The organism is Ketobacter sp. GenoA1, from assembly GCF_003671475.1.
GTDB lineage: Bacteria > Pseudomonadota > Gammaproteobacteria > Pseudomonadales > Ketobacteraceae > Ketobacter.
The window spans coordinates 47,462-73,250 of record NZ_RCHM01000044.1 but is presented as its reverse complement, the minus strand read 5'-3'; the positions used below and the strand labels follow the sequence as shown (position 1 = coordinate 73,250).

The 25,789-nt window shown below is 53.6% G+C and carries 23 protein-coding genes and 2 tRNA genes; 19 read left to right on the top strand and 6 right to left on the bottom strand.

All coding sequences use genetic code 11. The annotated features are described in order from the left end of the window. Nucleotides 1–14: 14 nt before the first annotated feature. Genes carB through D9N13_RS19635 form a run of 3 tightly spaced genes read left to right on the top strand, consistent with a single transcriptional unit; the run spans nucleotide 15 to nucleotide 4,169 of the window. The gene (gene carB / locus D9N13_RS19645; protein ID WP_290593514.1) at nucleotides 15–3,236 is read left to right on the top strand and encodes a carbamoyl-phosphate synthase large subunit; all 3,222 of its coding nucleotides are present in this window, start codon (nucleotides 15–17) and stop codon (nucleotides 3,234–3,236) included. After that, nucleotides 3,233–3,709 carry a transcription elongation factor GreA gene (greA, locus tag D9N13_RS19640; RefSeq protein WP_290593511.1) on the top strand — a complete coding sequence of 159 codons (477 nt, stop codon included), beginning with the start codon at nucleotides 3,233–3,235 and terminating at the stop codon, nucleotides 3,707–3,709. The genes carB and greA overlap by 4 nt, the downstream gene beginning before the upstream one ends. Before the next feature lie 40 nt (nucleotides 3,710–3,749). After that, nucleotides 3,750–4,169, top strand: a complete 420-nt coding sequence (locus tag D9N13_RS19635; RefSeq protein WP_290593509.1) for a hypothetical protein — start codon at nucleotides 3,750–3,752, stop codon at nucleotides 4,167–4,169. Between the two features lie 62 nt (nucleotides 4,170–4,231). On the opposite strand, the gene D9N13_RS19630 is transcribed toward D9N13_RS19635, so the two are convergent. From D9N13_RS19630 to yhbY, 4 genes are all read right to left on the bottom strand, one after another. Further along, nucleotides 4,232–4,567, bottom strand: a complete 336-nt coding sequence (locus D9N13_RS19630) for a Spy/CpxP family protein refolding chaperone (protein ID WP_290593507.1) — start codon at nucleotides 4,565–4,567, stop codon at nucleotides 4,232–4,234. A gap of 65 nt (nucleotides 4,568–4,632) precedes the next feature. Next, nucleotides 4,633–5,325: a response regulator gene (locus D9N13_RS19625; RefSeq protein ID WP_290593505.1), complete on the bottom strand. Its 693-nt coding sequence runs from the start codon at nucleotides 5,323–5,325 to the stop codon at nucleotides 4,633–4,635. Further along, the gene (locus D9N13_RS19620; protein WP_290593502.1) at nucleotides 5,322–6,722 is read right to left on the bottom strand and encodes an ATP-binding protein; all 1,401 of its coding nucleotides are present in this window, start codon (nucleotides 6,720–6,722) and stop codon (nucleotides 5,322–5,324) included. Before D9N13_RS19620 ends, D9N13_RS19625 begins: the two co-directional genes overlap by 4 nt. A 69-nt stretch (nucleotides 6,723–6,791) precedes the next feature. Continuing rightward, on the bottom strand, nucleotides 6,792–7,106 hold the full coding sequence (gene yhbY, locus D9N13_RS19615) for a ribosome assembly RNA-binding protein YhbY (RefSeq protein WP_290593500.1): 315 nt from the start codon (nucleotides 7,104–7,106) through the stop codon (nucleotides 6,792–6,794). Between the two features lie 136 nt (nucleotides 7,107–7,242). Here yhbY and rlmE point away from each other — a divergent pair, with 136 nt between their 5' ends. The 16 genes from rlmE to D9N13_RS19535 all read left to right on the top strand — a co-directional run bounded on the left by rlmE (nucleotide 7,243) and on the right by D9N13_RS19535 (nucleotide 23,904). Beyond that, the gene (rlmE, locus tag D9N13_RS19610; protein WP_290593498.1) at nucleotides 7,243–7,866 is read left to right on the top strand and encodes a 23S rRNA (uridine(2552)-2'-O)-methyltransferase RlmE; all 624 of its coding nucleotides are present in this window, start codon (nucleotides 7,243–7,245) and stop codon (nucleotides 7,864–7,866) included. Between the two features lie 117 nt (nucleotides 7,867–7,983). Continuing rightward, nucleotides 7,984–9,924 (top strand): ATP-dependent zinc metalloprotease FtsH, encoded by a 1,941-nt coding sequence (gene ftsH, locus D9N13_RS19605; RefSeq protein ID WP_411268192.1) that lies wholly within the window; start codon nucleotides 7,984–7,986, stop codon nucleotides 9,922–9,924. A gap of 15 nt (nucleotides 9,925–9,939) precedes the next feature. Beyond that, nucleotides 9,940–10,794, top strand: a complete 855-nt coding sequence (gene folP, locus D9N13_RS19600) for a dihydropteroate synthase (RefSeq protein WP_290593496.1) — start codon at nucleotides 9,940–9,942, stop codon at nucleotides 10,792–10,794. 37 nt (nucleotides 10,795–10,831) lie between these two features. Next, nucleotides 10,832–12,175 (top strand): phosphoglucosamine mutase, encoded by a 1,344-nt coding sequence (gene glmM, locus D9N13_RS19595; protein WP_290593494.1) that lies wholly within the window; start codon nucleotides 10,832–10,834, stop codon nucleotides 12,173–12,175. Between the two features lie 69 nt (nucleotides 12,176–12,244). Then, complete coding sequence (gene tpiA, locus D9N13_RS19590) at nucleotides 12,245–12,994, top strand: triose-phosphate isomerase (RefSeq protein WP_290593492.1); 750 nt, start codon at nucleotides 12,245–12,247, stop codon at nucleotides 12,992–12,994. A gap of 13 nt (nucleotides 12,995–13,007) precedes the next feature. Next, the gene (gene secG, locus D9N13_RS19585) at nucleotides 13,008–13,463 is read left to right on the top strand and encodes a preprotein translocase subunit SecG (RefSeq protein WP_290593490.1); all 456 of its coding nucleotides are present in this window, start codon (nucleotides 13,008–13,010) and stop codon (nucleotides 13,461–13,463) included. Nucleotides 13,464–13,527: 64 nt separating this feature from the next. After that, nucleotides 13,528–13,614 (top strand) — tRNA-Leu (locus D9N13_RS19580). A gap of 131 nt (nucleotides 13,615–13,745) precedes the next feature. Beyond that, nucleotides 13,746–13,822 (top strand) — tRNA-Met (locus tag D9N13_RS19575). A gap of 343 nt (nucleotides 13,823–14,165) precedes the next feature. Next, nucleotides 14,166–14,627 (top strand): ribosome maturation factor RimP, encoded by a 462-nt coding sequence (gene rimP, locus D9N13_RS19570; RefSeq protein WP_290593489.1) that lies wholly within the window; start codon nucleotides 14,166–14,168, stop codon nucleotides 14,625–14,627. Nucleotides 14,628–14,675: 48 nt separating this feature from the next. Beyond that, nucleotides 14,676–16,172, top strand: coding sequence for a transcription termination factor NusA (nusA, locus tag D9N13_RS19565; RefSeq protein ID WP_290593488.1), 1,497 nt, complete (start codon nucleotides 14,676–14,678; stop codon nucleotides 16,170–16,172). A gap of 59 nt (nucleotides 16,173–16,231) precedes the next feature. Next, nucleotides 16,232–18,922: a translation initiation factor IF-2 gene (infB, locus tag D9N13_RS19560; protein ID WP_290593486.1), complete on the top strand. Its 2,691-nt coding sequence runs from the start codon at nucleotides 16,232–16,234 to the stop codon at nucleotides 18,920–18,922. Nucleotides 18,923–18,935: 13 nt separating this feature from the next. Next, nucleotides 18,936–19,349 (top strand): 30S ribosome-binding factor RbfA, encoded by a 414-nt coding sequence (gene rbfA / locus D9N13_RS19555; protein WP_290593484.1) that lies wholly within the window; start codon nucleotides 18,936–18,938, stop codon nucleotides 19,347–19,349. Between the two features lie 2 nt (nucleotides 19,350–19,351). Then, nucleotides 19,352–20,275 (top strand): tRNA pseudouridine(55) synthase TruB, encoded by a 924-nt coding sequence (gene truB, locus D9N13_RS19550; protein ID WP_290593482.1) that lies wholly within the window; start codon nucleotides 19,352–19,354, stop codon nucleotides 20,273–20,275. A gap of 78 nt (nucleotides 20,276–20,353) precedes the next feature. After that, entirely contained in the window at nucleotides 20,354–20,623 is a 270-nt protein-coding gene (gene rpsO, locus D9N13_RS19545) for a 30S ribosomal protein S15 (protein ID WP_290593480.1), read from the top strand. A gap of 230 nt (nucleotides 20,624–20,853) precedes the next feature. Then, nucleotides 20,854–22,971: a polyribonucleotide nucleotidyltransferase gene (pnp, locus tag D9N13_RS19540; protein ID WP_290593478.1), complete on the top strand. Its 2,118-nt coding sequence runs from the start codon at nucleotides 20,854–20,856 to the stop codon at nucleotides 22,969–22,971. A 246-nt stretch (nucleotides 22,972–23,217) separates the two neighbouring features. Beyond that, nucleotides 23,218–23,904, top strand: a complete 687-nt coding sequence (locus tag D9N13_RS19535; RefSeq protein WP_290593476.1) for an START domain-containing protein — start codon at nucleotides 23,218–23,220, stop codon at nucleotides 23,902–23,904. 80 nt (nucleotides 23,905–23,984) lie between these two features. On the opposite strand, the gene D9N13_RS19530 is transcribed toward D9N13_RS19535, so the two are convergent. Then, complete coding sequence (locus tag D9N13_RS19530) at nucleotides 23,985–24,614, bottom strand: response regulator transcription factor (RefSeq protein ID WP_290593474.1); 630 nt, start codon at nucleotides 24,612–24,614, stop codon at nucleotides 23,985–23,987. After that, entirely contained in the window at nucleotides 24,611–25,774 is a 1,164-nt protein-coding gene (locus tag D9N13_RS19525; RefSeq protein ID WP_290593471.1) for a sensor histidine kinase, read from the bottom strand. Before D9N13_RS19525 ends, D9N13_RS19530 begins: the two co-directional genes overlap by 4 nt. Between the last annotated feature and the right edge of the window lie 15 nt (nucleotides 25,775–25,789).

The window sequence follows — 25,789 nt, the reverse complement described above, 5'->3', positions numbered from 1 at the left end:
AACGGTAGGATGCAATGCCAAAACGTACTGACATACAAAGTATTTTGATTCTGGGTGCCGGTCCCATTGTGATCGGGCAGGCCTGCGAATTTGACTACTCCGGCGCGCAAGCCTGTAAAGCCCTGCGGGAAGAGGGGTTCCGCGTCATTCTGGTGAATTCCAACCCGGCCACAATCATGACTGATCCCGCCATGGCGGATGCCACCTATATCGAACCGGTGGAATGGAAAACCGTGGCCAAGGTCATCGAGCAGGAGCGCCCCGATGCCCTGCTGCCCACCATGGGTGGGCAAACAGCACTGAACTGTGCTCTGGATCTGGCCAAAAAAGGTGTGCTGGAGCAATTCGGTGTGGAGTTGATCGGTGCCACCCAGGATGCCATCGATAAAGCAGAAGACCGTGAGCGCTTTGATAAAGCCATGAAGTCCATTGGTCTGGAAACACCGCGGGCTCAGATCGCCCACAGTATGGAAGAAGCCCTGCAGGTACTGGATGTGCTGGGTTTTCCCTGCATTATCCGCCCCTCTTTTACCATGGGGGGGTCCGGTGGCGGGATTGCCTATAACCGCGATGAATTTGTGGAAATCTGTGAGCGTGGCCTGGATTTGTCACCCACCAATGAATTGCTGATTGATGAATCCCTCATTGGCTGGAAAGAGTATGAAATGGAAGTGGTGCGGGATAAAAACGACAACTGCATCATTGTCTGTTCCATTGAAAATTTCGATCCCATGGGTGTTCATACCGGTGACTCCATCACCGTTGCCCCGGCTCAGACTCTCACCGATAAGGAATACCAGATCCTGCGGGATGCCTCATTGGCTGTACTGCGTGAGATCGGCGTGGAAACCGGTGGTTCCAACGTGCAGTTCGGCATGTGTCCCAACACCGGCCGCCTGGTGGTGATTGAAATGAACCCGCGGGTGTCGCGCTCTTCGGCGCTGGCCTCCAAGGCAACCGGCTTTCCCATTGCCAAGGTGGCGGCCAAGCTGGCGGTGGGCTACACCCTGGATGAGCTGCAAAACGACATTACCGGCGGCAATACTCCGGCATCTTTTGAGCCTTCCATTGATTACGTGGTGACGAAAATACCGCGCTTCAATTTTGAAAAGTTCGTCAAATCCACCCCCACGCTTACCACTCAGATGAAATCCGTGGGCGAAGTGATGGCGATCGGCCGCACCTTCCAGGAGTCAATGCAAAAAGCGCTGCGCGGCCTGGAAGTGGGTGCCGATGGTTTTGATCCGTACCTGGATCTGGAAGCCGATGATGTGCGGGATCAGCTGCTGAACCTGCTGAAAAACCCCGGCCCGAATCGGATCTGGGTGCTGGGTGATGCCTTCCGGGCCGGCATGAGCATTGATGAAGTGTACCAGTGCACCGGTATTGACCCCTGGTATCTGGTGCAGATCGAGGACATCATTCGCGACGAGCTGATGCTGGTGAAATCTGCCATCGGTGATATGACCAGAGACCGCTTCTGGCAACTGAAACGTAAAGGATTCTCGGACGCCCGTCTGTCCAAACTGTTGGGTGTGTCCGAAAAACAGGTGCGTAAGCGCCGTGAGGAAATGGGCATCAAACCCGTTTACAAGCGCGTCGATACCTGTGCAGCCGAGTTTGCGACCACCACTGCGTATATGTACTCGACTTACGAGGAAGAGTGCGAAGCTGAACCCAGTAACCGTGACAAAATCATGGTGCTGGGTGGTGGTCCTAACCGAATTGGTCAGGGCATCGAATTCGATTATTGCTGTGTGCATGCGGCCCTGGCCATGCGGGATGATGGCTATGAAACCATTATGGTGAACTGCAATCCCGAAACAGTATCCACGGATTATGACACCTCCGATCGCTTGTACTTCGAGCCGGTTACCCTTGAAGATGTGCTGGCCATCGTGAATCTGGAAAAGCCGAAAGGGGTTATCGTCCAGTTCGGCGGTCAGACACCCCTGAAACTGGCCCGCGATCTGGAAGCGGCCGGTGTGCCCATCATTGGCACCACCCCGGATGCCATTGACCGTGCGGAAGACCGTGAACGATTCCAGCAGATGATCGAACGCTTAAAGTTGCGCCAGCCGCCCAACAGAACGGCCCGCTCCACGGAAGAAGCCGTGCGCTACGCTGAGGAAATCGGCTATCCGCTGGTGGTTCGTCCTTCCTATGTGCTGGGTGGTCGCGCCATGGAGATTGTGTATAAGGAATCCGAGCTGCGTCGCTATATGACTGAGGCGGTCAGCGTATCCAACGATGCGCCGGTGTTGCTGGATCGGTTTCTGGATGATGCCATCGAAGTGGACATGGACGCCGTATCCGATGGCAAGCAGGTGGTTATCGGTGGTTTGATGCAGCATATTGAGCAGGCCGGTGTGCATTCTGGCGATTCCGCCTGTTCGCTGCCTCCCTATAACCTGAATCAGGACGTGCAGGACATCATGCGTGAGCAGTCCCGCAAAATGGCCCTGGAGTTGGGTGTGGTGGGGCTGATGAACGTTCAGTTTGCGGTCAAGCGTAACGAAGTTTATGTGTTGGAAGTGAATCCCAGGGCTTCCCGTACCGTGCCGTTCGTATCCAAGTGTATCGGCGTGTCCCTGGCAAAAGTGGCCGCACGTTGTATGGCGGGAACCTCATTGCAGGAACAGGGTTTCACCACCGAAATTGTACCCAAGCACTACTTTGTTAAAGAGGCCGTGTTTCCCTTCGCCAAGTTCCAGGGTGTTGATCCGATTCTGGGGCCGGAAATGAAATCCACAGGTGAAGTGATGGGCGTGGGTGATGAGTTCGGTGAAGCTTTCGGTAAGGCTTCCCTGGGCGCAGGCGAGAAACTCCCCACCAAAGGCACTGTCTTTATCAGTGTGCGTGAGAGCGATAAACCCGCGGCCGTCGACGTGGCCCGTCAGCTCACCGAACTTGGCTTTAAGTTGGTGGCCACCGGCGGCACGGCGCGGATGATCAAAGACGCCGGTCTGGAAGTAAAACAGATCAATAAAGTGAAAGAAGGGCGTCCGCATATTGTGGATGCTATCAAGAACAAAGATGTAGATCTGATCGTCAACACCACTGAAGGTACCCAGGCGGTGGCGGATTCTTATCATATTCGCCGTGAAGCGCTGCAGAATAAAGTGGCCTATACCACAACCATCGCTGGCGCGCAGGCCATCTGTGCGGCGTTGAATTCAGATGTGGAGATAGTGGTTCGACGATTACAGGATTTACACGCGGAGTTACTAGCATGAATCGATTTCCAATGACCGTGAATGGCGCGGAAAAGTTACGACAAGAACTGGATCATCTGAAGCGGGTGGAACGGCCACGAATCGTGGCGGCCATTGCCGAGGCCCGTGAGCACGGCGATCTTAAGGAAAACGCGGAATACCACGCTGCCCGAGAGGAGCAGGGGTTTGTTGAAGGCCGAATCATGGAGATAGAAGGTAAGTTGGGCAATGCCCAGATCATCGACATCTCCAAGATCGACAACAGTGGTAAGGTGATCTTTGGTGTCACCGTTGATCTGTATGATGTGGATAAAGATCAGGAGAAGACCTTCCAGGTGGTCGGTGATGACGAGGCGGATATCAAACAGGGGAAACTGTCGGTTAACTCGCCCATTGCCCGTGGCCTCATCGGTAAAATGGAAGGGGATGAAGTCGCTGTCGACACACCCGGGGGAACTGTGGTGTACGAGATAATCAAGGTAAAGCACATATAAGAAAAGGGCGGGCAACCGCCCTTTTCTTTGTGCGTGTTCCATGCAGAAAATCCCACTCCAACCGCAAGCACCGCAATCAGGGGAGCGCGATTTAACACCGCGCTTTCTGCTGCAGGCAATAGAAGTCCTGTTGCTTGGGGCCGTCTGGTTGTTCGTGCTGGTATGGCTGCCATTTTATGACAGTCAGGTGCCCGCTGGCGTGCCATTGGCCGTATACAAAATGCAGTGGTTGACGGTATCCGGGCTGACCCTGGTCTTGCTGGTTTTGTTGTGGATGCAGCGCGCTCAGGTTGCCGTATCATGGATGCAGTGGTGTGCGCTGATGCCGGTTGGTCTGAGCGCTCTGGGAATGTTGGCGAGCCTGCATGTTCCCGCAGTGGGAGCAATGGCGAATGCGGTGGCGGTGGTGCAGGCGTTATCCGGCCTGGCCTATTTTGCCGTTAGACGTAGCCGGGAATAAAAAAACGCCGCAGTGCGCGGCGTAAAGCAGGTTAAGAAGTCGGCTGAAGGTGGCTCCTGTTCTTATTTCTGATAGCCGCGTTCATGGTGTTCGCGTTTGTTTTCGAAGCGCTCCCTGCGTTTTTCCTGCATTGTTTCGAACTTTTTGATTTGTTCTGGATTCAGCACGGTTTTGATTTCAGCGTTGGTCTGCGCGTGCAATGTTTGCATCTGCGCCCGAATGGCCTCCATTTCCGCTTTTTTGGATTCCAGAATGGCCTTTACCTGAGCCTGTTGTTCATCGGTTAAATTCAGTTGCCGGGTCATGCCTTTGAGCATTTGGCTGCCGTCGCCCGGAGGCATGGCCAATACCGGGATGGCTATGACGGTGCTGATGATAAGTGCGATAAGGGTTCTCATTGATTTGCTCCTGGTGTGTTTGGTTTCCAATACAGTATTGCGAAGCATGATGCAGAAAAATCACATCAATTATCCAAAGATTGTGGAAGTTCAAATTTGTAGCCGACACCGTATACGGAATGAACGACCTCACAGTGAGGACAGGCAACACTGAGTTTTTTGCGCAGTTTGTTGATATGGGAATCGATGGTGCGGTCATTGACCACACGACGGTCCTGGTACATGCGGTCCATCAGTTGGTCGCGGCTGAAAATACGGTGCGGGTGTTCGCTCAGGGTTTGCAGTAACCTGAATTCTACGCTGGTGAGTGTCAATGGTGCGCCAAAGAGTTGGGCACTCAATGAATCAGGGTCCATCACCAAAGGCCCGTGGCTTGCCTCCGGCGGTGGAGAAATCGTGGTTGAACGCCGCAGGACGGCTTTGATACGGGCCACCACTTCCCGTGGGCTGTAGGGCTTGCAAATGTAGTCGTCAGCCCCCAGCTCCAGGCCAAGCAGGCGGTCAATCTCCTCCACTTTCGCCGTTACCATAATAATCGGCACCTGGCTTTGCGCGCGGATCTCTTTACACAGTGTCAGCCCATCTTTATTGGGCAGCATCAGATCCAGCAGAATCAGGTCCGGTTGGTAACCCAGAAAGTATGCTATGACGTTATTGCCATCGGCAACCTGTTGTGAATCGATCTGATGGTGCTGCAGATAATCGGTCAGCAGATCGGCCAGATCCTTTTCGTCCTCAACGATCAACACTCTGGTCATGCTGTCCTCACGGGTAATGTTACCGTTACCGCAAGCCCGCCCAGGCGGCTGGCGCTGGCGCTGATGCTGCCAGCGTGGGCCTCCACGATGCTGCGGCACAGGTTCAGTCCAAGGCCGGCACCGCCGGTTTCCCGGTTGCGGGAGCTTTCACCGCGATAAAAGCGCTCAAACAGATGATTCAGTTGCACCTCTGAAACCCCTGGTGAAGTGTCCTCCACGGAGATAATCAATTGATCGTGGTCCTGGTGGGCGCGAATAAAGGCTGCGCCGGGGGGGTGGGTGTAGCGCAGGCTGTTTTCCAACAGATTGCACAGTAGTTGATGCAGGCGTTGCGGATCTGCCAACAGGCGCAGGCCGGGCGTGAGCCTGATATCGGTGTCCAAAGTGATGCCGGCTTTGGCAAACGCGTCCCGGAACTCCTCAACACAGTCTTGCACCAGGGCAATGGGATCACAGGGCTGCTTTCGGTACTGCAACGCACCTACATCCGCCAGGGACAGCTGGTAGAGATCCTCCACCAGTTGCTGCAGGCGTTGGGTTTGCTGTACCAGGCGCTGGTGGGTGCGCTCATTGTAGGTGTGCACCCCATCTTCAATGGCTTCCAGCTGTGCCCGCAAAGTGGCCAGTGGCGTGCGCAGCTCGTGGGAAATATCCGCCACCCACTTGCGGCGGGATTGTTCCGTCTGTTGCAGTGTCAGTGCCAGGTGATTCAGGTGTGTTCCTAAACGGGATAACTCATCCTCACCACTCAATGCCACGCGCGCATCGTATCGGCCTTCGCTCAGATGATGAATCTGCTGGCCCAACTGATCCAGCCTGGCCACCAGAAAGCGGGACAGGGGCCAGGCGAACAACAGCGACAGAATAATGCCGGTGATGGAAATCAGCAGCAACTGCCGCCCCTGCCGTTGGGCGAAGCGTTCGTCCATGTGGCTGAGTACGCGCCGGTCCAGGTCGTAACCAAGATAACCCACAGGTTGGCCACCCACAGTAATGGGGGCCAGCTGGTGGGGCTGGATGTGCTGCGGCGCTTTGCCCAACAGCAACCGGTGTTCAGCGTCCAGGAGAAAGAAAAGACGCATGGACTTGGCAGGCGGCGGCGCGCTGGTGCTGTATTCGTCAGGAAGGGGTGGCCCGGGCGGACCTGAAAGGGGTGAGGGGCGGCGCATCAATTGTCGCAACTGTGGCGGATCATTCTGCAGGCTGTTCCAATTGCCGTGTTGTGCATAGTAATCCGCCAGACGCAGGGCACCCTCCTGCAGACGGGACAAGTTCTGCTCTTTTACATAGGCGCGAAAGTTATACTGAAAACTCCACTTTACCAGCAATGCCATGCTGATGATCAGTACACCACTGAAGACGATGAAGGTGAGCAATAATTTCTTGTGAATGGACATACCGGATCATTGAGAGTCGCTTTTGTCCCAGTATATCCACAAATTGTGCAAAAACTTTGGAAGCCGGCGTTATTGCTGTTGCAGTCGAACCAGATTGGAAAGTTTGGGGTTCTGCTTTTTGGCGGGCCGGTACAACACGGCCATTTTGCCGATCACCTGAGCCAGCTCCGCTCCGCATTGGGCGCAGATCTCGTTAATGATGGCCACCTTATCCTCCCGATCCATGGTATTGACCCGAATTTTGATCAACTCGTGATCTTCCAGTGCTCGGTCCAGCTCATTCATTACTCCCTCGGACAGGCCATTTTCGGACACCAGAACCACTGGCTTCAAATGGTGGGCCAATTTGCGAAAGCGTTTTTTCTGATCTTGGGTCAAAGCCATGCTGAGAATACCTGCCTGAGAGTCACCGGGCGCGTATTGTAGAGTAGTCCGGGGCCGGACACCAAAAAATTCGCAGTGCAAGTGCCCATCGGGCAAAATAGGCGGTTCTGCACTGTATTGAACCCAGAGGTGAAGTTTGTCGCGTTCCAAAACCAGCGGAAAATGGCTGCGTGAACATTTTGATGATGTTTATGTGCAGCGGGCCAAAGACGAGGGCTGGCGCTCTCGTGCAGTCTATAAGTTATTGGAAATCAACGATAAAGATGCCCTGATAAAGCCAGGTATGACGGTGCTCGACCTGGGCGCGGCGCCCGGGGGCTGGAGCCAGATGGCGGCCAGGTTGGTGGGGGATCATGGCCTGGTGATTGCTTCTGATATTCTGGAGATGGACCCCATTCCCGGGGTTAAGTTTCTTCAGGGAGACTTCCGGGAGGATGCCGTGTACCAGCAACTGCTTGAATTAGTGGGAAAACGCCCGGTGGACCTTGTAATTTGCGACATGGCCCCCAATATGAGTGGAGTGAACGCGGTGGATCAACCGCGGGCGATGTATCTGGGGGAGTTGGCTCTGGATATGGTGAAACAGGTTTTGAAGAAAAACGGAGATTTTCTGGTCAAAGTTTTTCAGGGTGAAGGTTCGCAGGAATATCGCAAGGATTTGCAGCAGAATTTCGCTAAGGTCATCACCCGAAAACCCGCGGCTTCCAGGCCTCGATCCAAGGAGGTTTATCTATTGGGCAAGGGCTTTCGAGGATCGTGATCTGTTTCCGGCGAAAGATGGTGTAAGCGTCTATTGTGTAGTAATGTAGTTCATTAAACGCAGTAATAAGTATTCTCGTCCGGCGTCGTCCGGCGAATGAAAAGAGAGGGTAAACCCTTGAACGATATGGCAAAAAACCTCATTTTGTGGGTTGTGATCGCAATTGTTCTGCTTTCGGTTTTTAATAATTTCAGCGCCAATACCAGTTCTCAGACCATTCCGTATTCGCAATTTGTCGAATACGTGCAATCGGGTCAGGTGGATAAGGTCGTCATTGATGGCTCCACCGTAGCCGGGCGAACAGTATCCAATGAGAAATTCGAGACCGTACTGCCCGCCATTGCGGACATCGATCTGATGCCCATGTTGCTGGAAAACAATGTCGCCATTGAGGGCCGCGCGCCTGAAAAACAAAGCCTCTGGGCTCAGTTGCTGGTGGCCTGTTTCCCCATTCTGTTGATTGTTGCCATTTTCATGTTCTTTATGCGTCAAATGCAGGGTGGCGGCGGCGGCCGCGGCGGCCCCATGACATTCGGCAAGAGCCGCGCCCGATTGTTGAGCGAAGATCAAATCAAGACCACCTTTGCCGATGTCGCAGGCTGCGACGAAGCCAAGGATGAAGTCCAGGAATTGGTTGAGTTCCTGCGGGACCCAGGCAAGTTCCAGCGGCTTGGCGGTAAAATACCCCGTGGCGTGCTGATGGTGGGCCCTCCCGGTACAGGTAAAACCCTGCTGGCGAAAGCCATTGCCGGAGAAGCCAAGGTGCCTTTCTTTACCATATCCGGCTCCGACTTCGTTGAAATGTTCGTTGGGGTGGGTGCATCCCGGGTGCGGGACATGTTCGAGCAGGCTAAAAAGCAGGCACCTTGCATCGTCTTTATCGACGAGATCGACGCCGTGGGCCGTTCCCGTGGTGCCGGTCTGGGTGGAGGTCACGACGAGCGTGAGCAAACCCTGAACCAGTTGCTGGTGGAAATGGATGGTTTTGAACCCAATGACGGTGTCATTGTGATTGCCGCCACCAACCGACCGGATGTACTGGATTCAGCCTTGTTGCGCCCCGGTCGATTCGATCGCCAGGTGGTGGTGTCCGCGCCGGACATTCGTGGCCGTGAGCAGATTTTGAAAGTACACATGCGCAAAGTGCCGCTGGGAGACGATGTGGAACCTAAAGCCATTGCCCGTGGTACCCCCGGTTTCTCCGGTGCCGACTTGGCCAACCTGGTGAATGAGGCTGCCCTGTTTGCCGCCCGCGCCAGCAAGCGGGTAGTGGAGATGGCCGAGTTTGAGAAAGCCAAGGACAAGATCCTGATGGGTGCCGAGCGCAAGAGCATGGTGATGTCCGAGAAAGAAAAGCTCAATACGGCCTACCACGAAGCAGGGCATGCCATTGTCGGGCGTCTGGTGCCCGAGCATGATCCGGTGTACAAAGTCAGCGTCATTCCCCGTGGGCGTGCCCTGGGTGTCACCATGTATTTGCCGGAAGAGGATAAATACAGTCAGAGCAAGCGGGCCCTGGAAAGCATGGTTTGTTCCTTGTTCGGTGGCCGCATTGCAGAGGAAATCACTCTGGGCCGGGATGGCGTCACCACCGGTGCATCCAATGACATCCACCGTGCAACCGAGATTGCGCGCAATATGGTTACCAAATGGGGTTTGTCCGAAAAAATGGGCCCCCTGAGTTATGAAGAGGACGAAGGGGAAGTGTTCCTCGGTCGTCAGTACACGCAACGCAAAATGGTATCCGGTCAGACCGCCAAGGAAATCGATGTAGAGGTCCGCAAGATCATTGATGACTGCTATAACAGGGCGAAGAGCATTCTTGATGAAAACATGGATAAGCTGCATATGATGGCAGAGGCGCTCATGTTGTACGAGACCATCGATGCGGACCAGATTGAAGATATAATGGAAGGTCGAAAGCCGCGTCCGCCGAAAGGCTGGAACGATTCCAATGATGGCCCCAGCGGCGGTAACCAGGCAGTGGATACATCCGCTTCCGGTAAAAAAGACGATTCCAATACCGGCTCCATTGGTGATCCGGCTAACACTCACTAATGCCCAGATAAGCGAATGCACAGACCAGCTTCGCCCGAAAACGGTCTCCAATGTGGAGGCCGTTTTTTGGATTTATCCCGTCCTGTGGTGATGGGTGTTCTCAATGTTACTCCTGATTCCTTTTCCGACGGCGGTCGCTTCTTCTGCAAAGATGAGGCTTTGGCCCAGGCGCGGCTGATGGTTGAGCAGGGGGCTGCCATTATCGACATTGGTGGGGAGTCCACGCGCCCTGGAGCGGCACCGGTTTCCGAGCAGGAAGAGCTGGACCGGGTAGTGCCCGTGATTGAGGCATTGGCCGGCGCAATTGATGCGGTTGTCTCGGTGGACACCAGCACACCTGCGGTCATGCGCGAAGCAGCCGCGGCGGGGGCCGGGATGATTAATGATGTGCGTGCACTGGAGCGCCCCGGGGCACTGGAATGTGTGAAAAATACAGCATTGCCGGTTTGCCTAATGCACATGCAGGGGCAGCCGGAATCGATGCAGAATAACCCCCGCTACCAGGACGTGTTGAATGACGTCTACACTTATTTGCAGGCCCGGCTGGAAGCCTGTGGTTCCGCAGGCATTGCACCTGAACGTATTGTCTTGGATCCCGGTTTCGGGTTTGGTAAAACGCTGCAGCATAATTTATCCCTGCTCAAACATCTGGATCAGTTTACAAAACTGGAGTGCCCGATGTTGGTGGGGATGTCCCGCAAGAGCATGATTGGGGCCGTCTTGGATAAGCCGGTAGCCGAGCGACTGCACGGCAGTGTGGCGGCGGCACTGATTGCAGTGCAGTCCGGTGCGGCGATTGTGCGGGTGCACGATGTTGCTCCGACGGTGGATGCGTTGAAAGTATGGTCCGCTGTGCTGGAATCCGTCTGATAGTGATTTGAACGTTCAGAAAAATTAAGGAAGCGTGATGAGCAAACAGTATTTTGGAACCGATGGCATAAGGGGCAAGGTCGGTGAAGGGGCCATCACCCCGGAGTTTATGCTCAAATTGGGGTGGGCCGCAGGCAAAGTATTCGCCCAGGGAGAGGGGCGTCAGCGGATTCTGATTGGAAAGGACACCCGGATTTCCGGTTATATGTTTGAATCCGCCCTCGAGGCGGGGCTATCGGCATCCGGTGTGGACGTCATGTTGCTGGGGCCCATGCCAACACCGGCCATCGCCTATCTGACGCGCACCTACCGGGCTGCCGCCGGCATTGTCATCAGTGCGTCCCATAACCCCTATTACGATAATGGCATCAAGTTTTTCTGCACGGAAGGAAAAAAACTGCCCGATGAGGTGGAGCTGGCCATTGAATCCCAGTTGGGCCGGAAAATGGATACGGTGCCTTCTGACCGGATTGGCAAAACCAAAAAGCTTGAGGATGCCAGGGGTCGCTACATCGAATTCTGTAAAAGCACCTTTCCCAGGCATTTGTCCCTGCATGGCCTGCGCATCGTCGTGGACTGTGCCAATGGTGCGACCTATGCGCCCGGGCCGGCCGTATTTGAAGAGCTGGGTGCTGAAATCGTGCCCATTGGTGTTAAGCCGGATGGATTGAATATTAATCACAACTGCGGCTCCACCCATCCCCAGGCCCTGCAGGAAAAAGTACTGGAGCTGCGCGCGGATATGGGGATTGCGTTCGACGGTGATGGCGATCGGGTGTTGATGGTGGATGCCGAAGGGGAGTTGGTGGATGGCGATGAACTGCTGTTCATCATTGCCAGTGGCCGCCAGCTGGACCGCTCCCTGCAGGGTGGTGTCGTGGGCACGCTGATGAGCAATTACGGTCTGGAGTTGGCACTGCAGTCTTTGGGTGTGGATTTTGTGCGGGCCAAAGTGGGTGATCGCTACGTCATGGAATTGCTCAAGCAGAATGACTGGCAGTTGGGCGGTGAGTCTTCCGGTCACATCGTGTGCCTGGACAAGACCACCACCGGGGACGGCATCGTGTCTGCCCTGCAGGTTCTGGCAGCCATGGTGGCGCAGGGCAAGGCCCTGGCTGAGTTGCGCTCCGGAATGACCAAGCTGCCGCAAACCATGATCAATGTTCGGTTGCCCGAAAAGCAGGAAGTGGTATCCATTCCCCAGGTTCAGGATGCGGTCAAGACCGTGGAGTCACAGCTTTCCGGGCGTGGCCGGGTCCTGCTGCGTCCTTCCGGTACCGAACCCTTGATTCGGGTCATGGTGGAAGGGGATGATGCGGACGAAGTGGCGGGATTGTGCCGCCAGATAGCCGATGCGGTCGAGGAAGTGATCGGCGCGTAACCCCATTCTTGTATGTTGACATCTTCTTCGCTACCATTGCCGCCTCGTAAAAATGGAGGCAGTTGAGCGATGCGTACACCTGTGGTTGCGGGCAACTGGAAAATGAACGGTTCCAAATCCACCGTGACTGCCCTGTTGCGGGAGTTGAAGCAAGGCCTGAATCCAGGTCGAGCCAGCGTGGTGGTGTGTGCACCCTTCCCCTTTCTGGGGCTGGTGGCGGACGAACTGAGTGGCAGTGCCATCCAGTGGGGGGCGCAGAATGCCAGTCAGTATCCTGCAGGGGCCTATACCGGCGAAGTCTCGGTGGGTATGCTTCAGGAATTCGGCTGTAGCCATGTGATTCTTGGGCACTCTGAACGCAGGGCGCTGTTTAGTGAACAAAATGAACAGATTGCTGCCAAATTCATGGCGGTGATTGATGCCGGGCTCACCCCGATTTTATGTGTGGGTGAAACCCTTGAGCAGCGTGAGGCTGGCACCACCGCGCAGGTGGTCGAAGAGCAGTTGATGGCCGTTGTGGACGCTGCGGGGGTAGCAGCCTTCAGCAAGGCAATCCTGGCTTACGAGCCGGTTTGGGCTATTGGTACCGGCCGTACAGCATCTCCGCAGCAGGCGCAGGAAGTGCACGAGACATTACGCAAGCGGCTCGCAGCGGAGGACGGGGCTGTCGCAGACAAACTGCCTATTTTATACGGAGGCAGTGTGAAAGCGGCGAATGCGGCGGAATTGTTCGCCTGCCCAGACATTGATGGTGGTTTGATCGGTGGTGCCTCCCTTGATGCCGAAGCGTTTTTGGCTATCTGCCATGCGGCAGAGTAATTAGGAAATCGAGATGATTGAGAATTTTGAAACCGTTTTATTGATTGTGCTGGTGTGTGTGGCCCTTGCTCTGATTGGCCTGGTGCTGATTCAGCAGGGTAAAGGTGCCGATGCAGGGGCTTCCTTTGGTGGTGGCGCATCGCAAACCGTGTTTGGCAGTGCCGGTAGCGGTAATTTCCTCACCAAGTCTTCGTGGTTGCTGGCAGCGATATTTTTTGTTATCTGCGTGGCGCTGGCCTATATTGCCCGGGAAAAAGCCAGTGGTGGTGAGTTTGACTTTACCTCGGAGCCGGAAGCGGCGGTAGAGCAGGTGGTCGAGACTGATGTTCCCCAGTATCAGGAAGAGCCGGCGGAAACCACCGGTGACGTGCCTGAGGCACCGCAAGCGGCGGCTGAAGCAGGCGGTGCGGCAGTGGATGAGGCCGAATCTGAAGCGCCAGAATCGACCCCGGTTGCCCCGGTAGAGTAATTTAAGATTTACGGCATAATTGGGCTGGAACGCAAATGCGTTATCCGTTAAATTATGCCTCCCCGCCGAAGTGGTGAAATTGGTAGACACGCTATCTTGAGGGGGTAGTGGCCTAACGGTCGTGCCGGTTCAAGTCCGGCCTTCGGCACCAAATTGGTAAGTAGCCTGCGTAGAGCAGGCTTTTTAATTTCTTTTAATTTACCAGCACTTAGATAAACATCTTTATTTGTGACAACCTGTTGACAGGTTAAAATAAAGTCTCTAAGATGCGCGTCTTGTCGATGCGGGGTGGAGCAGCCTGGTAGCTCGTCGGGCTCATAACCCGAAGGTCGTTGGTTCAAATCCAGCCCCCGCTACCAATCCTAAGCTCCCGTACCTGATCAGGAATTACCAGACCTGACCAGGTACGGGCAGCGACTTCGAAGTTCTATCGGATCATTTGTGCTCAGGTCGTTGTAGTTGAAGCGGCGCTTCAATCATTGCTATAATGCGCAGCCGATAGGATTGGGTGATCACCTTAAGGTGTTAGGTGGCACGCAAGCGGAGCTAACGAGTACGAATTTTGAAAGCCCCTACTTTTAGGGGCTTTTTGTTAGGAAAAATGTTGGTTGGGCAACGGTGTAACACCTGCGGCAAGCCAACCAGTTGTGGGCCGTGGTGCCCACTTTTTGTTTGTGACATAAAGATAGAGTTCAATACTACGTGTCTTCAAAACGAATCGAATCTTTGAAAGAAATGTTGGAGCCGGCGGTCAACGCTGTAGGGATGGAGCTGTGGGGCATCGAATATCTGTCACAGGGCAAACATTCCATTTTGCGCGTATACATAGATTCGGAAGACGGTGTGACCATTGATAATTGCGAAGCAGCCTCGCATCAGGTCAGTGGTGTGCTGGATGTGGAAGATCCCATCAATGGAGAATACAACCTGGAAGTGTCTTCTCCAGGTATGGACAGACCCCTTTTCAACTTTGACCAGTTTGCAATGTACCAGGGCGAACTGATCAAGGTGCGTTTGCAAATGGCCGTAAACGGCATGAGAAATTTCACCGGTAAGCTGTTGGAAGCGAAAGATGATGTGCTCACTTTTCAAGTGGATAACCAGCAGCTCACCGTTTCCATCAACCAAATTGATAAGGCAAACCTGGTCCCAATATTTGACTAACGTACTGATGGATATCTATCGGACGCAGTCTCAGGGTGAGGCAGTGAGATGAGCAAAGAAATACTTTTGGTAGCGGACACCGTATCTAACGAAAAAGGCGTTGATAAAGACGTAATCTTCGGCGCGGTTGAATTGGCGCTGGCAACGGCCACTAAAAAACGATTCCCTTCCGATGACGTGGAAATTCGCGTCAACATTGATCGAGTTACAGGTGACTACGATACCTATCGTCTCTGGCATGTGGTTGCGGATGAAGATTTTGAATTTCCCGGTCGTCATTTGACGCTGGAAGAAGCCCATGACGTGGACAAATCCCTGAACATCGGGGATACCTGGGAAGAGCCCATCGAGTCCATTGAATTCGGCCGCATTGCTGCCCAGACTGCCAAACAGGTTATTGTACAAAAAGTTCGTGAAGCAGAGCGGCAGCAGGTCATTGAGGCTTTTGTTGATCGTATCGGCGAGTTGGTTAGTGGTTCTGTCAAGAAGGTGACTCGAGACAGCGTCATTCTGGATTTGGGCAACAACGCCGAGGCGTTGCTGCCGCGCGATGAGATGATTCCCCGGGAAACGTTCCGTATGAGCGATCGGGTGCGTGCGGTGTTGCATGGGGTAAACCACGAGAATCGCGGGCCGCAGCTGTTTGTCAGCCGGACGCGTCCGGAAATGCTGATCGAGTTGTTCAAGATAGAAGTGCCGGAAATCGGTGAAGACCTCATAGAGATCAAAGGGGCTGCCCGTGACCCGGGTTCGCGGGCCAAGATTGCCGTAAAAACCCATGACCAGCGGGTGGACCCGGTTGGTGCCTGCGTTGGTATGCGTGGTGCCCGTGTTCAGGCTGTTTCCAACGAATTGGGTGGTGAACGAATTGATATCGTTCTGTGGGACGACAACGTGGCGCAGTTCGTCATTAACGCCATGTCGCCTGCTGATGTAATGTCCATTGTGGTGGATGAAGACCGTCACGCCATGGATATTGCGGTGGAAGAGGATCAGCTGGCCCAGGCGATCGGTAAAGGTGGCCAGAACATCCGTTTGGCCAGTGAACTGTCGGGCTGGGATCTCAATGTGATGACCATTGAGCAGGCTCAGAGTAAACAGGAAGAAGAGGCGGGCGAATTGGTCGAACGCTTTATGAATGATCTTGATGTGGATGAAGACGTTGCTGTGGTGCTGGTTGAGGAAGGTTTTACCAGCCTCGAAGAAGTAGCGTATGTGCCCAAGGAAGAGATGATGGCAATTGATGGTTTCGACGAGGATGTTGTCGATGAACTGCGCCGTCGGGCAAAGGATGCTCTACTGACCAAAGCATTGGTGTCAGAAGAGAAACTGGAAGGCGAGCAGGCGCCTGCTGAAGACCTGTTGAATATGGACGGTATGGATAAAACCACCGCCTACGCGCTGGCGAAAATCGGTATCATCACGATGGATGATCTGGCCGAGCAGGCTGTTGATGATTTGTTGGATGTGGAAGGCATCGACGAAGAACGCGCCGCGCAATTGATTATGACTGCACGTGCCCCCTGGTTTGAAGGTCAGGAATAACCTGAACCCAAACCACAAGTACTTAACCGGCACGAAGAACAGGAGTGAGAAACGCTGATATGGCAGAAGTGACCGTCGAACAGCTAGCAGATGTCGTGGGTATTCCCGTTGAGACTTTATTGCAGCAAATGAAAGACGCGGGACTGACTCACAAAGATCCAGCGCAAGCTGTATCAGATACTGAGAAAGAGCAATTGTTGGCGCACCTGAAACGATCCCACGGTGAGTCGGACTCTGGGCCCAAGAAAATCACGCTGAAGCGTAAGAGTGTGAGCACGCTGAAAGTCAGCGGCTCGCAGGGCCGCAGCAAGACTGTGAACGTTGAAGTGCGTAAGAAGCGGACCTATGTAAAGCGTTCCACAGTAGAGGCTGAAGAAGCGGCCAAGGCGGAAGAGGCAGAACGCCTGGAAGCAGAACGCAAGGCAGCGGAAGAAGCTGCGAAGAAAGCGGAGCAGGAACGCCTGGAAGCAGAGAAAAAAGCTGCCGAAGAGGCGCGCAAAGCCGAGGAGGCCAAGCAAACTGCGGCCGCTGCGGCCAAGGAGCCTGCCAAAGCCTCCACCGCCAAGACCAAGAAAGAGTCTGCTGCAAAGGATACCGCGCCTAAAAAGCCGGAGAAGAGTCCGGAAGAGCAGGCTGCAGAAGATGCGCGCAAAGCCGAAGAGGCCAAGCGCAAGGAAGAGGCTCGTAAGAAAGCGGAAGAAGAAGCCCGTCAGCGTACGCTGGAAGAAGCACGCCGTATTGCCCAGGAGCTGGAAGGTCGCGGTTCATCTGAGGAGGCCAGCAAGGAAGAATTGCTGGAAGAGGAAAAAGACGCCATTGTTAAGCGTGCCTTCGAAGACAGTCTGGACCGGGAAGCCCGCCAGGCCAAGCGGGCCCGTAAAGTACCCAAGAAGAAGGGTAAGGATAAACAACCGGAACGTAAGATTGTCCCCCGCGTTTCTGCTTCTCGCTTAAACCAACATGGGTTCCAGAACCCAACAGGACCTGTCGTGCGTGAAGTCGCTCTTGGTGAAACCATTCTTGTGTCAGACCTGGCACAGCAAATGTCGGTAAAGGGCGCTGCGGTTGTCAAATCCCTCTTTAATCTGGGTGTTATGGCAACGATGAATCAGGCCATTGACCGTGATACGGCACAATTGGTCGTGGAAGAGTTCGGTCACAAGGTCAAGCTGGTGAGCGAAGACGCGGTTGAGGATTCTTTGGTAGAACACCTGGAAGATACTCAATCCGACGCCGAGACTGCCAGTCGTGCTCCGGTGGTGACCATCATGGGCCATGTTGACCACGGTAAAACGTCACTGCTGGATCATATTCGGCGCACCCGGGTGGCAGCAGGCGAAGCCGGTGGCATCACCCAGCATATCGGTGCCTACCATGTGGAAACCGGCCACGGCATGATTACCTTCCTGGACACCCCTGGCCACGCAGCGTTTACCCAAATGCGCGCCCGCGGTGCATCCTGTACCGATATCGTCGTGCTGGTTGTGGCTGCGGATGACGGCATGATGCCACAGACTGCAGAAGCCATCGATCACGCCCGGGCGGCGAACGTGCCCATTATTGTGGCAGTGAACAAGATTGATAAAGAAGACGCCGATCCGGAGCGGGTCAAGTCTGATCTTTCTCAGAAAGAAGTAATTTCGGAAGAATGGGGCGGTGATACCCAGTTCGTTAATGTCTCTGCTCATACCGGTCAGGGAATTGATGAGCTGCTGGATGCCATCCTGCTGCAGGCCGAACTGCTGGAGCTACAAGCTGTTCCAACGGGTGCCGCCCGCGGTATCGTGATCGAGTCCCGTGTGGATAAGGGGCGTGGTGTTGTCGCCAGCCTGTTGGTCCAGAATGGTATTCTGAATCAAGGGGATATGGTGTTGGCTGGCGAGCATTATGGCCGGGTGCGGGCCATGCTGGACGAAAACGGCAAACCGGTACAGTCCGCCGGGCCATCCATTCCCGTGGAAATTCTCGGCTTGGCCGGTGCACCGGATGCCGGTGAAGAGTTCCAGATCGTTCCAGATGAGCGTAAGGCGCGGGAGGTGGCTGAGTTCCGTCAGAAGAAGCTGCGCCATAACCGTTTGGCCCGTCAGCAGGCGGCCAAGCTGGAAAACGTATTCGAGAACATGGGCTCTGGCGAGGCCGCGTCCGTCAATATCGTATTGAAGACCGATGTGCGTGGGTCACTGGAAGCACTGCAGTCTGCGCTGGTGGATCTTTCCACCACGGAAGTTAAGGTGAACATCGTTTCTTCCGGTGTTGGTGGTATCAACGAGTCCGATGTGAACCTGGCCCTGACCTCCAATGCGGTGGTCATTGGTTTCAACGTACGGGCAGATGGTGCAGCGCGTAAACTGTGCCAGGAAGAGAACATCGAACTGCGCTATTACAGCGTTATTTACGACATCATTGAAGACGTGAAGAACGCTATGTCCGGGTTGCTGGAGCCAGAGCTGCGCGAGGAAATCGTGGGTGTGGCCGAAGTGCGGGATGTGTTCCGTTCCTCCAAGTTTGGCGCAGTTGCCGGTTGTAAGGTAATTGAAGGCACCCTGCATCGCAATAAGCCCATTCGGGTCCTGCGCGATGATGTGGTGATCTTCCAGGGCGAACTGGAATCCCTGCGTCGCTTTAAAGATGACGTAAACGAAGTAAACGCCGGTATCGAATGTGGTATCGCCGTGAAGAGCTACAACGACGTGAAAGAAGGCGACAAGATCGAAGTCTTTGACGTTAAGAAAGTAGCTCGCACCATTTAAGGGGTGATAGGCGTTGCGTCACGGAGCTCGAGGTTATAATCGTACTGACCGCATAGCTGACCAGATTCAGCGTGATCTGGCGGTCCTGCTGCAGCGGGAAGTAAAAGACCCAAGAGTGGGTATGGTTACTATTAATAGCGTCAACGTGAGTAAAGATCTGGCGTTTGCCGATGTTTATGTCACGTTCATGGGTATTAATGAAGATCAGAACGTGGACGAGTCCATCGGTGTGCTGGAGCATGCCGGTGGCTTCCTGCGCAGCTTGCTGGCAAAGAGTATTCAGTTGCGTACCATGCCCCGTCTACGCTTTCATTATGATCGCACCATTGTTGATGGGCCGCGGATGTCGCGCCTCATTGACAAGGCCGTGGCTGAGGATCAGGCCCGTCATCGCGACGATGAACACAGCGAATCCGACGGAGAGTAAGCGTGGGAAAACGACGCAATAAAGGGCGTGCCGTCGACGGTGTGCTGGTGCTTGATAAGCCCGCCGGCTGTACTTCCAACGAGATTTTACAGCGCGTGAAACGAATGTTTGGTGCTGCCAAGGCCGGACACACAGGCAGTCTGGACCCGCTGGCGACCGGTGTATTGCCCCTCTGCTTTGGTGAGGCCACCAAATTTTCGCAATTTCTGCTGGATGCCGACAAGGCCTATGTGGTGAAAGCCAAGTGGGGCGCACGCACGGATACCTCAGACGCAGATGGTGAGGTGGTGGAAACCTGTGCCACCGACGGCTTGACGGAAGCAGCCTTGTTGCCGGTGCTGGAGCAGTTCAGGGGGGATATCGAGCAGATTCCCTCCATGTATTCCGCCCTCAAACATAATGGACAACCCTTGTACAAGCTGGCACGGCAAGGGGTGGAAGTGGAGCGCAAGGCCCGCAAGGTGCGCATTCACAGCCTGGAGCTGCTAGACTTCGACACCAGCCATTTCCGGTTGGCGGTATCCTGCAGTAAGGGCACCTACGTGCGTAATCTGGTGGAAGATATCGCCACCGCTATGGGGAATCTGGCGCATGTGGTAGAATTGCGCCGCACCCAGGCAGGCCCCTACACCCTGGAACAAGCGGTCACCGTGGATGCGCTTTCGCAAGCCATTGATTCTGGAGGCCATAAAGCCCTGGATGAGTTGCTTTTGCCGCTGGGTAGCAGTGCCGATCACTGGCCTGAGCTGGCCCTGACGGAAGCCACCGCATTTTACATGCGCAATGGCAACCCGGTACAGGTAGCGGGGGCACCGGTCACTGGGTGGGTGAAGCTCACCGGGCCGGATCATGAATTTATTGGCGTTGGAGAGGTGCTGGACGATGGAAAGGTGGCTCCCCGACGCTTAATAAGTAACAGCATCTAGCTGTTGATGAAGTAGCCGACGAACTGTAAATATGCGTGGTTCGGTCGGTTTTGATGCAAGCATATTTGGAGAAATACAATGTCATTAAGTGCTGAACAAAAAGCAAAAGTTGTTGCCGAACACGCCCGTGGACAAGGCGATACCGGTTCCCCGGAAGTACAGGTTGCTCTGCTGACTGCGCAAATCAATCAGCTGCAAGGTCACTTCAAAGCTCACAACAAGGATCACCACTCTCGTCGTGGTTTGATCCGTATGGTAAACCAGCGTCGTAAGCTGCTGGACTACCTGAAGCGCAAGGATCTGGATCGCTACACTGCACTGATCGGCAAGCTTGGTCTGCGTCGTTAATGAAGCATTGGCAAGGCAGATATTCAGAACGCACCCGTCCGCTAAGGGGTTTACCCGTGTGGACACTGTGCTTCTGATACGCTGAGAAACACGGCACTCATCTTCGGATCAGTGCCGTGTTTTTTTAAGTGCATTAATGAAATTGAAACTATTGGTAAAACTTCGGCTTCAGAATGTAAGCAATCATAGGAAAACGAGTTGTGCCGGAGTCTCGAAACGGAAGGTAAATTATGTTTAAAGTGGTAAAAAAAGAATTTCAGTTTGGTGACCAGACATTTACGTTGGAAACCGGAAAGGTAGCCCGTCAGGCGACGGGTGCAGTCGTTGTGAAAACAGAGTCCTGTTCTGTGTTGGTTACGGCTGTTGCCAAGAAAGAAGCCAGCCCGGGAATCGATTTTTTCCCATTGACCATTAACTATCAGGAAAAATTCTATGCCGCCGGCCGTATCCCCGGTGGATTTATGAAACGCGAAGGCCGTCCTACCGAAAAAGAGACGCTGACCTCCCGTTTGATCGATCGTCCTATTCGTCCACTGTTCCCCGATGGCTTCACCAATGAAGTGCAGGTGATTGCCACGGTAATGTCGACCGATAAAACAACCGATCCGGATATTGCTGCATTGATCGGTGCTTCTGCTGCACTGTCCATCGCCGGTATTCCCTTCATGGGCCCGATTGGTGCCGCCCGTGTTGGGTATTGCGATGGTATGTACGTTCTCAACCCCACCTACAAGCAGCTGGAAACCTCTGTGCTGGATCTGGTGGTGGCCGGTACCGAAGAAGCGGTACTGATGGTTGAATCCGAAGCCCAGGAATTAACCGAAGACCAGATGCTGGGCGCGGTTCTGTTTGGCCATATGGAAATGCAGAAAGCCGTTACCGCCATCAACGAGTTTGCTGCAGAAGTGGCAACACCAAAGTGGGACTGGAAAGCGCCGGAAGAAGATACTGCATTGACTGCGGCAGTGAAGGACGTGATTGGCAACCGTCTGGTGGAAGCGTATCAGATCCATGACAAGCAGGCGCGTTATGCTCAGGTTGACGTGCTGCGTAGCGAAGCCATTGCTGCTCTGTGCAAGGAAGATGACGAGAACGCCCCTTCCGAGCGTGAAGTGAAGGACACGTTCCACGATCTGGAATACGTGACGGTGCGGGAAAACATTCTGTCCGGCAAACCCCGTATTGATGGCCGCGCCCAGAATACGGTACGTCCGATCAGTGTGGAAACCGGTGTTCTGCCCCGTACTCACGGTTCAGCCTTGTTTACCCGAGGTGAAACCCAAGCCATTGTAACGGCTACCCTGGGCAGCCTGCGCGATTCCCAAAGCATCGATTCCATTGAAGGCATGAAGCAGGATCCGTTCATGCTTCATTATAATTTCCCGCCATTCTGTGTGGGTGAGATCAGCTTCCAGCTGGCGCCCAAGCGTCGTGAGATTGGACATGGTCGCCTGGCCCGTCGTGGCGTACAGGCCATGTTGCCGGACAGCGCCGATTTCCCTTATGCCATTCGCGTGGTCTCTGAAATCACCGAATCCAATGGTTCTTCTTCCATGGCTTCTGTGTGCGGTTCCAGTCTGGCGTTGATGGACGCCGGTGTGCCCATGAAGGCGCCGGTGGCGGGTATTGCCATGGGCCTGGTAAAGGAAGGCGAGCGTTTTGCCATCCTGTCCGACATTCTGGGTGATGAGGATCACTTGGGGGATATGGACTTTAAAGTAGCCGGCACGGAAAACGGCATTACCGCCTTGCAGATGGACATCAAGATTACCGGTATCACCGAAGAAATCATGGAAAAGGCTCTGAATCAGGCGCGGGAAGGCCGCTTGCATATTCTGGGCGAGATGAACAAGGTACTGGGTGCGGCCCGTGGCACATTGTCTTCCGATGCGCCGGTCTATCTGACCATCAAGATCCACCCGGATAAGATTCGTGATGTGATCGGCAAAGGCGGAGCGATGATTCGCAGTATCTGCGAAGAGTCCGGTGCCGAGATCGATATTCAGGATGACGGTCAGGTACGAATCTACGGTGAGAACCAGGTTGCAGCCGAGAAAGCACTGTCCATGGTGGAAGGCATTACTGCCGAAGCTGAAATCGGCAAGCTGTACACCGGTAAGGTGAACAAGATCGTTGATTTCGGTGCTTTTGTTAACATTCTGCCGGGTACCGATGGCCTGGTTCATATCTCTCAGATTGCTGAAGAGCGTGTGAACAGTGTGGGTGATTACCTACAGGAAGGTCAGGAAGTAACCGTTAAAGTGTTGGATGTGGACAACCGTGGCCGCATTAAACTGAGTATCAAGGAAGCACTGGCAGAGCAAGGTGAAAATACCTCTGCGGAATAACAAACATCAGCTAACTTGCTAAGGTTTGTAAATAAAAAGGGAGCTAACGGCTCCCTTTTTATTTACACTTGGTTATATAAAATACAGTTGTGTTTGTGAAGGGCATTGCGTACCCTAATGACATTCGAGACAAAATCAGCGTCCTGCTTTATTTTTGATCTGTTGCGCTGTGTAGATCACGACAGACTGCAGACCCGTACATTTTCTACAGAATATACAAGAACAAAAAACCGGAGGAATAGGGAAATGCCATTGCACAAAATCAACCGTTTTAAAGCATTGGTTGCATCATCCGCTCTGCTGCTTTCAAGTGTGGCCCTGGCCAGTGACTGGCAGTTGGATATGGATGAAAACGGAGTACAACTTTATACCAAAGCATCGCAATCAAGCCCGTTGAAACAAGTCAAAGTCGTCACTTCTGTGAAGGGCAGCCTTTCCAGTCTGGTGTCTTTTTTGTCGGATCACAGCGCTTTTCCCGAGTGGATGGATAAGGTGGCCAAAGCGGAGCAATTGAAAGAGATCAGTGATAAGGAATCCATAACCTATACCGTTGTTGATGCTCCCTGGCCTGAGCGTGATCGGGACGCCATTTTGTATTCCCGCTGGGAACAGAATCCGGAAACGTTGGTGGTGACCAAAAAAGTATTCGCTGAACCGCAGTACCTGAATAAAGATGACAGCATGATTCGCAGCCCACATATGGAAGCTGAGTGGGTGCTGACACCGAAAGGCAATGGTGTTGTCGAGGTGGCCTACGTATCAGATTACAATCCCGGTGGTGATATTCAGGGTTGGTTGCTGGATATGTTTACCTATGAAATGCCGTTTAATACCATGAAAAACCTGCGAGCTTCAGCACTGGGTAAATATGAGGGTGCAAAATTCGCTTTCATTAAAGAGCCGGTTTCCAGCGGCGTTGCCATGACGCAATAAGCGGTTTTTTTAACAAGTAAAAAGAAAGGGGCCTGCTGGCCCCTTTCTTTTTGTGCACGTTATACCATGTTGCATACGGTTTAGATCAGATGAAAGTGCGCCGCTTTGGTGACCGCCTGGGTGCGGGTTTTGCACTGCAGTTTTTTCAGTATACGGGCAATATGGGTTTTTACCGTCTCGGTGCTTTTATCCGTACTGATGGCAATTTGCTTGTTACTCATACCGGTGGCAAGCCATTTCAGTATTTCCGTTTCGGTGGCTGTCAGCTGCAGATCCGGTTGTTGTAATTCTCCGCAATCGTTCAGTGCCTGGATGGTTGGCTCCGGGGTTGAAAAATACACGCCGCCGTTGGCTACCGTATTCAGTGCCTGTATAAATTCCTCGATACCGGATTCCTTAAACAGAAAGCCTTTCGCCCCCAGTGACAGACAGTGTTGCAGTGCCAATGCGTTAAAGTGAGAGGTTAGCAGGACAACCGGAATACCGCCCAAAAGGTTCTGATTGCGCAGCAGGGTTTCCGCAGTATCCTGTTTCAGGTGGTAGTCACAGAGGATCAGGTCGAAGGTCTGATTCTTTTTAAGAAGTGCCAGTGCCAGTTGGGCTGATTCCAGGCTGTGAGTAACCTGAAATTGTTGTGTGCTGTTTAATAGCGAAGCCAGGCTCTCTCGCACCAACGCTTGATCTTCCACCAGGAGTACGTGATATTTCATAGCGCGGGAATCACCAAGGTGGCACTGAACCCGTCGGTGTTCAGTGCCAGATCGATCTTGCCACCCAACTGTTTCACTCGGGAATAAATACCGTTCAGGCCTTTGCCGGGTTTGAACTGAGTCTTGCCGGAACCATTGTCTTCAATGCTGATGCTGTACTGCGTTGGGCTTTTCATTATGAGTATGTAAAGGGTGCTGGCGTTGGAATGTCGAATGCTATTGGTAATGATCTCCTGGCAACAGCGAAACAGAATGGCGCCACTGGAGGCTGAACAGCTGCCGTCAAAGCCTTCTGTATCGACCACGATATGCGGGCGAGGAATACTGTGCGCCAAAGTTTCAAGAGCACTTTTGATGTCAAAAACCGGCTCCTGCCAGGTATGCGACAGTGTGCGAATCTGTTCGGACATCTTGCGGGTCAGTTCCATGGCATTGATCAGTAACGGGTCTTTGTTTTGGTGTGTGTAACAATACTGATTCAGGTTGTGGCTGATGACAGTGCTCAGGTGCCCCAATTCATCATGCAGATCACGGGCGATTGCCTCCCGGGTCTCTTGAGCGACCCGGGATTCCAGTAAGTTTTGGGTGGCGGTCAGCTGAGCCAAATTGATGCTGGCGATGGTTTTCTGTTTGAATTCGCTGATCATGGTATTGAACAGCAGATAGACCAGTACCTGGCTGCTGGCGATTTGCAGAAAATAGGATGTATCCAGTTGTGCAAGCAGAACCTGGCCGGCAGTGAGATTGGCAATGCTGATTATCAACACCGCTTGCCAACCGCGTAATCCAGCGGTGGAAGCGGCCGGCAGCGCCAGCAGAAAGGTCAGCACATGCAGATTGTCAACAGCATTTTTACTGGCTTCAATGAGCGCGATGGCGCATCCGTAGTTGAGTATGCTTAACAATAATAGAATAGGATGCTGTGCTGAATTGGGATAATGGTTGGATTCCCGCAGCGGGTAAAAGATGGTGAGATACAAGTAGGACGAAATAAAGAGCACTGGATACAGCAAGGCCAGTGACAATATGAAACTGCTCGTATCAATGGCTTTCACCAGTTCAGCGTAGACACAGGCCATGACGATGATCCCTGTACTGGTGAGGATCAGGGAGCGAACCAGAAAATAAGGTGGCACCAATTCTTGATAACGTTTTAGCATGGCGAATATCATGAT